This window comes from Slackia sp., from assembly GCF_977041755.1.
In genome coordinates this window covers 1-9,272 of sequence record NZ_CDRRGL010000078.1, presented here as the reverse complement: position 1 = coordinate 9,272, position 9,272 = coordinate 1, and the positions used below count along the sequence as shown (strand labels likewise).

The window sequence follows — 9,272 nt, the reverse complement described above, 5'->3', positions numbered from 1 at the left end:
CGCGCACTTTGCCCTCTTTGGAGAGCTTCACGATGCGCTCGATGATGACGTCGGTTTTGGTGGTGTACGGAATCTCGTACACCTCGATGATGCGCTCATCGGACAGATAGCGCCAGCGCGAGCGAATTTGGAAGCTGCCGAGGCCCGTGTTGAAGATGCGCTCCATTTCCTCGCGGCGGTAGATGATTTCGCCGCCGGTGGAGAAATCGGGCGCGGGCATGTATTCAAGCAGGTCGCACTCGGGGTCGCTTAAGAAGTGCATGGTTGCCGTGCACACTTCGTTCAGGTTGAAGCCGCAAATATCGGAAGCCATGGCAACGCCAATGCCCTTGTTCGCCGACACGAGGATGTTGGGGAACGTGGTGGGCAGAAGGCGCGGCTCCTTCATGGCGCCGTCGTAGCTGTCCACGAAGTCGACTGGGTCTTTATCGATGTCTTTGAAAATCTCGGCGCAGATCGGCGAGAGCTTGGCTTCGGTGTAACGCGAGGCCGCATAGCTCAGGTCGCCGGAATAGTATTTGCCGAAGTTGCCCTTCGATTCGACGAACGGCGCGAGCAGCGCCTCGTTGCCCGTGGCAAGGCGCACCATGGTCTCGTAGATGGCGGAATCGCCGTGCGGGTTGAGCTTCATGGTTTGGCCGACGATGTTCGCGCTCTTCTGGCGCGCGCCGTTCAGCAGGCCCATTTTGTACATGGTATAGAGCAGCTTGCGGTGCGACGGCTTGAAACCGTCGATCTCCGGGAACGCGCGCGACACGTTCGTGCTCATGGCGTAGGGCATGTAGTTCTGTTCGAGCGTTTGCGTGATGGGCTGCTCCATGACCTCGGAATGCAGGCCGATCACGTTGGGATTGTCAACGTGCTTTTTCTTCGATTCGGTTTTGGTCTTCTTCTTTATTGCCACGGTTTCCCCTTGGTGCGTGTGTCGGGCTCATCTATCGAGCCGCGTGGGCGGCTCGAGCGGTTATATGGCGTTACTGCAGGTCGAGCTGGTCGAGGTATTCCTTGCCGTGCTCCGCGATGTGGCGCTTGCGGCCCTCGTCATCGTTGCCGAGCAGCAGGTTGAACATGTTCTCCATGGTGGCGACGTCTTCGGGCTCGACCTTGATCAGGCGACGCGTTTCGGGGTTCATGGTGGTGAGCCACATCATGTCGGGGTCGTTCTCACCAAGACCTTTCGAGCGGTTGATTGAGCACTTCTGGTCGCCGATTTCCTTCAAGATGTTGTTCTTCTCGAGGTCGGTGTAGGCGAAGTACGTCTTTTCCTTGCAGTTGATTTCGTACAGCGGCGATTCGGCGATGTAGACGTAGCCCTCGTCGATGAGCGTGGGCACAAGGCGGTAGAGCATGGTGAGGATGAGCGTGCGAATATGGTAGCCGTCAACGTCGGCGTCGGTGCAGATGATGACCTTGCTCCAGTTGAGGTTGTCCAGATCGAAGGTGCCCAGGTTCTTCATGCGCTTGTCTTTGACTTCGACGCCGCAACCAAGAACGCGCAGCAAGTCCATGATGATGTCGGACTTGAAAATGCGCGGGTAGTCTTCTTTCAGGCAGTTGAGAATCTTGCCTCGAACAGGCATGACGCCTTGGAACTCGGCATCGCGCGACGTGCGAATGGCGCCCGCCGCCGAGTCGCCCTCGACGATGTAGACTTCGCGGCGGCCTTTGTCTTTCGAGCGGCAGTCGATGAACTTCTGCACGCGGTTGGCCATGTCGGTTTTCTGCTGCAGGTTGGTTTTGATGCTCTGGCGCGTTTTCTCGGCGTTTTCTCGCGAACGCTTGTTGATGAGCACCTGCTCGACGATTTTGCCGGCGGCTTCCTTATTCTCGATGAGGTACGTGGTGAGACGTTCCTTGAAAAACGCCGTCATAGCCTGCTGGATGAAGCGGTTGTTGATGGCCTTTTTCGTTTGGTTCTCGTAGGACGTTTGCGTCGAGAAACAGTTGGTCACGAGCACGAGGCAGTCTTGCACGTCTTGCCATTTGATGGCGGTCTCGTTTTTGGTGTATTTGTCCTGCGACTTGATGTATGCGTCAAGAGCGCTGGTCAGGGCGCTGCGCGCAGCCTTCTCGGGCGAACCGCCGTTTTCGAGCCACGACGAATTGTGGTAGTACTCCTGCATTTGGAAGGTGCGCGAGAAGCACAGGCAGGCGGTGATTTTGACGTTGTAATCGGGCAGGTCGTCGCGGTCGCGGCCACGACGGTCGGCCTGGATGAAGAACGGCTCGGTCAAATAATCGGCGCCGACCTTTTCCAGCACGTAGTCTTCGATGCCCTTGGGATAGCAGAAATCTTCCTCGGTGAAGCCTTCGGGGCCTTCGAGGCGCAGGCGGAAGGTGACGTTGGCGTTGACGACCGCCTGGCGGCGCATGGTTTCGCGATACCAGTCGGCAGGAATGTCGATAGACGTGAAAACCTCGAGGTCGGGGCGCCATTTGATGGTGGTGCCGGTGCGGTTTTCGTCGGAAGGCTCAACTTGCAGTGCCTTCTTTTTGGCGCCAACGACTTTGCCCTTCTTGAAATGCAGGGAGTATTTGTTGCCGTCGCGCCAAACGTTGACGTCCATATATTCGGAGGCGTACTGCGTGGCGCACGAGCCCAGGCCGTTGGTGCCCAGCGAGAAGTCGTAGTCGCCGCCTTGGTTGTTGTTGTATTTGCCGCCCGCGTACAGCTCGCAGAAGACGAGCTCCCAGTTGAAGCGCTTTTCGGTGGGGTTCCAGTCGAGCGGGCAGCCGCGGCCGTTGTCTTCGACCTGAATGGAGCCGTCGGCGAAAGCGGTAAGCGTGATGAGGTCGCCATAGCCTTGGCGGGCTTCGTCGACCGAGTTGGACAGAATCTCGAAGGCGGCGTGCGCGCAGCCGTCCAAGCCATCGGAGCCGAAAATAACGGCGGGGCGCAGGCGTACGCGCTCCTCGTCTTTCAGCTGGCGAATGCTGTCGTTGCCGTAATTGGCCGTGGTGTTTGCCATTCTCGCTCTTTCGATGGTAGTGTTCCTCGCGCGGCTCGCTGCCCTCGCAGGCGCCGCCGCGTTTTCCGCCCGGGCCTTGCCGCTTCGCAAGCGCGGCGTTGGTGGCGGGTTGCTGCTAGGCCAGGCATTGCTGGCCGGGTTGTTCAAACGCTGACTTTACCACATGCCGCGCGCGTGCCGAGACGATGACACAGCAAAAACATCGGACGTATGTTCGATAAGTGCGAGAGTTTCGGCTACCATGCGGCGCGTTGGTGAATAAGCGCCTCGATGAAGGCGATATCGCGTTCGGCATCGTAGGTATAGACGAGGTCGAAAGGATTTACCGCGAGCTTGCGTACGCCTGCGCCGAACTCGGAGCGAATCGATTCGGGCACCGCTTTCGGGCCGATGTCGCCGGCGGCCTCGATTGCGTCGAGGATGTCGAAGATTTTTCTTTCGATTTTTGCGGACGTTACGCCTGCGAGGTCGCTCGCGAATCGATCGGAATAGAGCAACTTAGTCATGTTGCGCGCGTTTCCGCTCGACTGCGGCAAGGAGGTCGGCTCTTGATGAATAGAATCGCCCTTGCGCGAAATCTTCCCGCGATTCTCTCAACGCCTCGGCCATGCGCGCTTCGTAAAGCGCGTTTTCGACGGCGCTGTCGATTTGCTTTTGAAGTACGTTTTCGGACATGAAGACGTACTTTCCTCGACCGTTCTCGGTAATGTAGACAATTTGCGTGTCGGCGAGTTGCTTGATTTCCCGTTGTTGATTCTTTAACGCGGTTGAAGGGTAAATCGGCGGCATGACACGTCTTCCTTCCCTTGATTCGGTCCGTAATAACGGTTTATATTATGGACGATTGTAGCACGGAAAGGACTTTTTGCCGCTATTTCGGAACGAGACGGGTGTTATTCCTGGGCGTGCTTCCCATTGCCGTTGCCGCTCCCGTTCCCGTGGCCGTGACCCTTAGCGCTGTTGTCGCCGTGGGCGCCTGCGCCCTGCCCATTGCCCATGCCGGCGTGTTCGCCCTCCCCTTCGTTTTCGTCAATTCCGTTTTCCGCGAGCATATTGCGTAGATCTCGCATGCTCATGGAGTCGCATTCTTCGGCTGAAATGTCTACTCCAATTTCTTGAAGTGCCTGGTAGGCGCGGTATTTCGCAACGCCCATACCTGAATTGTGGGCGGCTTGGCGCTCCTCGGCGTTCGTGCGGTCGCAGTGCGCCTCGCCGTTGCAGCCGAAGCAATCGTTGCTTTGCGCGGCGAGCGCGGCGTAGCGATTCTCGTTGTCGCAATCGATGGACACCTCCACGACGGCGCCCTCGCCGGCGATGGCTCGCATGGCGCCGTCAAGCTCGCGCGCGGCGTCGTCGAAGGCGCGCCACATGCAGGGGGCCTCGTCAAGCGCCCGCTGGCCGTCATCGTTGAGCGCGCATGTTCCCACCACGATGTCGAAACGGTTCAGCGTCAGCTCGACCGACGGGTTCACGTCGATCCCCACGTATGCCACGGGTCGCAGGAAATCGGCTACGCCGCCTATGAGGCACGCGGCAAGCGCCACGCACGCCGCAATCGCGGCGATGCGTCCGCCTTTGGCGAAACGCAGGGCTTTGCGGCGCTTCTGAGGAGTGGCGCTCCCCTGCCCTTTCGACGCTTTGATTGTGTGGCAGTTTGCTTGCGATGCCGAGGGTTTGACGGCAACCTTGCCTTCGTGACCTGCGAGTTTGTTTGGGTGACGGGTTTCCCGAGCAGTCAAAAGCTCCTCGGTGCGCCCGCTTTCCCGCTGCTCGCGTTTTGCTTCGATGCTCGCGAGCGTGCGTGCGGCGATGTCGTTCGGAAGGTGGATGGCTTCAAACGCTTCTTTGACCTGGTGTTCTTCATTATTTGCCATTAGCTGAGCACCTCCCGCAGCCGCTTGCGCCCGCGCGATATCCATGAATAGACGGTATTTTCGGGCATGTTGGTCATTTCGGAAATTTCGGAAGCCGTGTAGCCCTCGACGAGCGACAGATAGACCTGCGTTTTCGGCGGATCGCTGAGCGCGTCCATGGCTTCAAGTATGCGTTTAACGCCGATTTCGGTTTGGGTCGAGTCGTCTTGAATGCCGAGCAGATGGTCGTTGTACGCCTCGAGACGGCTTTCGAGCGAGACGTTTTTCGCGCGGGCCGCCTTCAGGGCGTCTTTGCATTCGTTGATCGCGACGCGCAAAAGCCAGGCCTTTTCGTGCTCGGTGTTTGAAAAGGCCTGTTCATGCATGGCGTATTTCAGGAACGTGTTCTGCAGCACGTCTTCGGCATCGTGCGCGGGCATGTATGCGACGCACGCGCGCCACACGGCATCGCCGTGCTCGCTCATGGCGCGTGATATGTCTTCAGAAGGTCTCATACTTTTGTGCGTGCGTTCCTCGAGTTGATGCCATTTAGCGGTTGGGGCAATTTTGGGCGCGCTGGTGGCCGTCGACGAAGCCGTTGCAGGCGCCGTGGCCGTGGCCCTGAGCGTAGCCGCATCCGCTGCCGTTGGCGCAGGCTCCGTAGCTATTGCCGCTGCCGTATCCATAAGCGCTGCCATTTTGGGTGCCAGAACCGTTACCCAATCCATTGCCGTTCCCGTAGCCTAAGCCGTTACCTGGGCAAAGGCCGTTTTCGTAATTATCGCAGATACCGTTGTCATTTTCGTCGATGAAGGCCGCGCCATCGCCGCTCAGGCAACGTTGCGCGCAGAGCTTCCCTTCGATTGCGGAGCGCATGCATGCCATGCTGTTGCATAGCGAATGAGCGTTGTCGGCGGCGCTGGCGTTGGTGTTGACGCTTGCGCAGCGGGGCCCATTTTCGGTACAGAGGGGCTTCGCGAACGCCTCCTCTGGGTGCATGGCGAGCGCTGCGATTCCTGCAACAAGAATCAGGGTTGCGAAAAGCGCTCCTGCCGTATAGGTCGTGCGGGTTTTGAGGTTTTGAGAAGCGGTGTATGTCATGGCGTCCTCCTGTCGTTTCGGGCTTTCAATAAAGAAACGATTCAGGTGGAGGAATCCTTGCAAGGTTTTTAAAAACTGTACTAGAATAATAATATTAATCAACATGAATAATACTAGGAGTCTCATATAAGCAGCCAAGCTTGTGTGCCGTCTGAGCAGTTTAAGAAAAAGTGGAGGCAGCAATGAATCTTACATTCAAAGGTTTTCTCCGCGGATATTGTCGAGAATTGACGGGGCAGCAAACGGATAACCTTCGCAAACTGTGCAAGGCCGTTGTTTGCGATCAGCCTGCAGCGGCGGAAGCGTTAATGGTTTTTGCGGCGCTTCAAGGAAAGGCAGAATATCTCGTATCGTTCACGATGGGCACTTGGCTGCATCCGGATTACACGAGGGTCTCTCTGTCGCTGGCCTTGTGCGACAACGTTGAGGCCTGGCTGCAATCCGACGATGCCCCCGAGCGCTATAAGAAGGTTTGGAATGCTTACCAAGCGAAAAAGAATGAGCCAGCTCGCACTCGAAGGATTAACACATTAATGCGAGACAAAATATGCGAAACAATGCGGCAAAAGGGCCTAACTACATATCGCATATGCAAAGACCTCGATTTAAACCTTGGAAACGTGTACGCCTACCTTGGAAAAGGAGACGTATCGAAAGTGAGTTGCGACACTGCGCGCAGGATAATGGAATATTCCGCTTCGTTTTAATTGGGGAATACGAAGGGGCAGGATAAGGGGCATAGGGGCGCATAAATGCCGTTAAGGCACGAGCTTCTGGCGCTCGTGTGGGCTGATCACTTCCAGACGATCGACCCATTCCATCGGGAAGTAGTGCAGGTCGCATCAATACAACAGGGGCCCAGATGACCTGGGCCCCTGCATGGCGCGTGGGAGGGATTGCGCCTGAGAGAAGATTATTTCTTTGCCGCGTTGGCTGCTGCCGTGTTCACGTCAACTTCGACGTCGCGTTGCTCCATGGCAGAGTCGTCCGGCTCCTTGTTGAGCTTCGGGTCCACCGTGATAACGAAGTTCGGCTTCGTCCCCGAGTTCTCGTCGGAAACGATATTGGCCTGGTGATTCTTTTGCAGGTCCTCCATCTCCCCAACGGCGATGTTTGCTCCGGGGCAAGCAGCGACGCATGCAGGCAGCTCGCCGCGCTGTTGACGGTCATAGCACATGTCGCACTTGTAGGTCTTGCTCTCCTCTTCGTCGTAGCACGGAGCGTTGTAGGGGCAAGCCTCGATGCACATTTTGCAGCCGATGCACTTGTCGTGATCTTGTTTGACGATTCCATTGTCGAGCTTGGTGTAAGCCTCAACGGGGCACGCCTTTACGCATGCAGGGTCCTCGCAGTGGTTGCACGACATCGAGAGGAAGGAAACGTTGACGGGGCTATCTTGGCGAATGCACGATACCTTGCGGAGCAAGACGCCTTCGTTCAGCTGTTTCTCGCTCTTGCACGCAATGGAGCACGTTTTGCAGCCGTAGCAGTTCTTGTTGTTCATCCAGAAACCGAGAGCCATGACTACGCCTCCTTCTTAACTTCGATAAGGGTCTGGTTGCAGCAATGGGTACCGCCAAGGGTCTTCCATTTGTCATTCGTTACATAGCTGCTTGAGCCGCCCTGCTGCTCCCACCAGCCATTCTGAAGGCCGACAACGCCCTGCTTGATGCGCTCGCCAACCTCTGCGATGCCATGGTGTTCGCCGCGATCGTTGAATACGACAACCTTATCTCCGTCTTTGATGCCACGTGCTTCGGCGTCTGCGGTGTTAATGAGAATAACCGGCGCCTGATCGCAGACCTCGTTCATCCATTCAAGATTGTTGAAGGTGGAGTGCACACTGCGATAGGTTTTGCGCTGTACGCTAAAGAGCGGGTACTTCTGGGCGAGTTCATCCCCATTGCGCGCGTCTTCTTCGGCGCGAGCGTAGGTTGCAATGGGATTGAATCCATCCTTCTTCCAGGCCGCAACCCAGAATTCAGCTTTCTTGGACTTGGTCTTGAATTCGCCGTCCTTGAACGGGATGTAATTGTCGTCGACCACGCATACGGCATGCTTTTCTTTAAGCTCGTCGAGCGTAACGCCAGTGGGTTCGAGAACGTTTGAAATCATTTCGTCCATGGGCTTGCTGAAAGCATCGCCGAATCCGAAGCGCGTAGCAAGTTCGGAGAAGATTTCGAAGTCGCTCTTCGATTCGCCAGGTCCGTCAACGGCTTTTTCGCACAGCTGAATCCAATGGCTGCGATGGTTGGCCAAGACGCCCTCAGTCTCGAACACTCCTGTTACAGGAAGAACGAGGTCGGAGTAGAGGCCGGTAGAAGTGAGGTATTGATCGGCGGTAATGACGAACGGAATCTTTTCCAGAGCCTTCTTCACCATATTGGTGTTCGGCCACTGCGTCATCGGGTTGCCCGTCATGGAGTACAGAACGTTCACCTTGAGCGGATTTTCGCTCAGAATGGCCTCGCCAAACTTGAAACGCGGAATGCTCGGCGCGGGATCTTCGACCTTCGGAACCTCGATGGGGGATCCGGTCTTGACCTCGTTAACGCCACCTGCGTCGCTGATGCCGTCGCCTTCGTGGCCAACGTGGCCGCACAGGGCTGCAAGGTACAGCTGAGTGCCGACGGCGTTCGTGCCGTTTTCCGTGCGCATGAAGCCGCCCATGTTTTGAATGATCATTGCTTTATCGGCCTGTGCATATTCGCGGGCGATGCGTTCAATGTCGGCTGCGGGAACGCCGCATTCTGCTTCGGCAGCAGCGGAATCCCATTTCTCCGCTTCGGCGTAAATGAGCTCAAATTCGGTGTTATATGCATCGGCGGCAGAAGTTCCGTCGAGCTTCAGCGCTGCTTCGATGCCCTCTTTGTCGTGGCGCACGATTTCGTTGCTCTTGGTATCGAAAACAACGAAAGAAGTCGGGTCATCTTTGTCTTGCAAGACAGGTTCGCCGGTCGCCTTATCGACGAGACATGGCGCGCAGGTGTGGGCGAGGGTGAATTCCTTGTCAAACAGGTCTTCGTCGATGACGATTTTAATCATCGCAAGGGCGAGCGCGGCATCGGTGCCGGGCCAAGGTTGAATCCATTCGGACGCTTTGGCGGCAGATTCAGTGCAAATGGGGTCAATTACGACGAACTTGCCGCCGTTTTCCATCATCTTCTCGAAGCGCTGGAAATAGCCCTGTTTGGAGATAGCGGGATTGTTGCCCCAGGCGATAACGTAATTGCTCTTCTCGATTTGGTTGCGCGTGTCAAGGAAGCGCTGTCCGTAAATAGGCACTTCGGCGGCGCTGGTTCCAGCGCAGCACAGCGAGCCAACGGTCGTCGAGGCTCCGCCCAGGTGA

At 56.8% G+C, this 9,272-nt stretch carries 10 protein-coding genes; 1 reads left to right on the top strand and 9 read right to left on the bottom strand.

Annotated features, from left to right (window positions below):
• The 7 genes from ACWI8T_RS06580 to ACWI8T_RS06550 form a co-directional block, all read right to left on the bottom strand.
• The coding region (locus tag ACWI8T_RS06580; RefSeq protein ID WP_449138365.1) for a DNA gyrase subunit A at positions 1-904 on the bottom strand (904 nt) is incomplete at its 3' end.
• Positions 905-974: 70 nt separating this feature from the next.
• Positions 975-2,969, bottom strand: a complete 1,995-nt coding sequence (locus ACWI8T_RS06575) for a DNA gyrase/topoisomerase IV subunit B (RefSeq protein WP_114616118.1) — start codon at positions 2,967-2,969, stop codon at positions 975-977.
• A 236-nt stretch (positions 2,970-3,205) separates the two neighbouring features.
• Entirely contained in the window at positions 3,206-3,475 is a 270-nt protein-coding gene (locus tag ACWI8T_RS06570; RefSeq protein WP_449138364.1) for a sirohydrochlorin cobaltochelatase, read from the bottom strand.
• A complete protein-coding gene (locus ACWI8T_RS06565; protein WP_449138363.1) occupies positions 3,468-3,758 on the bottom strand; it encodes a sodium:proline symporter in 291 nt (96 codons plus the stop codon). The genes ACWI8T_RS06570 and ACWI8T_RS06565 overlap by 8 nt, the downstream gene beginning before the upstream one ends.
• A 104-nt stretch (positions 3,759-3,862) precedes the next feature.
• Positions 3,863-4,843, bottom strand: coding sequence for an anti-sigma-I factor RsgI family protein (locus tag ACWI8T_RS06560; RefSeq protein WP_449138362.1), 981 nt, complete (start codon positions 4,841-4,843; stop codon positions 3,863-3,865).
• Complete coding sequence (locus ACWI8T_RS06555; protein ID WP_449138361.1) at positions 4,843-5,337, bottom strand: RNA polymerase sigma factor; 495 nt, start codon at positions 5,335-5,337, stop codon at positions 4,843-4,845. The genes ACWI8T_RS06560 and ACWI8T_RS06555 overlap by 1 nt, the downstream gene beginning before the upstream one ends.
• A gap of 34 nt (positions 5,338-5,371) precedes the next feature.
• Positions 5,372-6,061 (bottom strand): hypothetical protein, encoded by a 690-nt coding sequence (locus ACWI8T_RS06550; protein ID WP_449138360.1) that lies wholly within the window; start codon positions 6,059-6,061, stop codon positions 5,372-5,374.
• A gap of 44 nt (positions 6,062-6,105) precedes the next feature.
• On the opposite strand from ACWI8T_RS06550, the gene ACWI8T_RS06545 reads away from it, so the two are divergent.
• Positions 6,106-6,630 carry a hypothetical protein gene (locus tag ACWI8T_RS06545; protein WP_449138359.1) on the top strand — a complete coding sequence of 175 codons (525 nt, stop codon included), beginning with the start codon at positions 6,106-6,108 and terminating at the stop codon, positions 6,628-6,630.
• Positions 6,631-6,836: 206 nt separating this feature from the next.
• On the opposite strand, the gene ACWI8T_RS06540 is transcribed toward ACWI8T_RS06545, so the two are convergent.
• Together ACWI8T_RS06540 and ACWI8T_RS06535 are read right to left on the bottom strand one after the other, a co-directional pair.
• Positions 6,837-7,445, bottom strand: a complete 609-nt coding sequence (locus ACWI8T_RS06540; protein ID WP_449138358.1) for a 4Fe-4S dicluster domain-containing protein — start codon at positions 7,443-7,445, stop codon at positions 6,837-6,839.
• Positions 7,446-7,447: 2 nt separating this feature from the next.
• On the bottom strand, positions 7,448-9,272 hold a 1,825-nt coding region (locus ACWI8T_RS06535), incomplete at its 5' end, for a molybdopterin-containing oxidoreductase family protein (protein WP_449138357.1).

Bases quoted from the DNA above. Each gene is read 5' to 3' on its own strand.
- ACWI8T_RS06575 (WP_114616118.1), bottom strand. From the start codon at position 2,969: ATGGCAAACACCACGGCCAATTACGGCAACGACAGCATTCGCCAGCTG.
- ACWI8T_RS06570 (WP_449138364.1), bottom strand. From the start codon at position 3,475: ATGACTAAGTTGCTCTATTCCGATCGATTCGCGAGCGACCTCGCAGGC.
- ACWI8T_RS06565 (WP_449138363.1), bottom strand. From the start codon at position 3,758: ATGCCGCCGATTTACCCTTCAACCGCGTTAAAGAATCAACAACGGGAA.
- ACWI8T_RS06560 (WP_449138362.1), bottom strand. From the start codon at position 4,843: ATGGCAAATAATGAAGAACACCAGGTCAAAGAAGCGTTTGAAGCCATC.
- ACWI8T_RS06555 (WP_449138361.1), bottom strand. From the start codon at position 5,337: ATGAGACCTTCTGAAGACATATCACGCGCCATGAGCGAGCACGGCGAT.
- ACWI8T_RS06545 (WP_449138359.1), top strand. From the start codon at position 6,106: ATGAATCTTACATTCAAAGGTTTTCTCCGCGGATATTGTCGAGAATTG.
- ACWI8T_RS06540 (WP_449138358.1), bottom strand. From the start codon at position 7,445: ATGGCTCTCGGTTTCTGGATGAACAACAAGAACTGCTACGGCTGCAAA.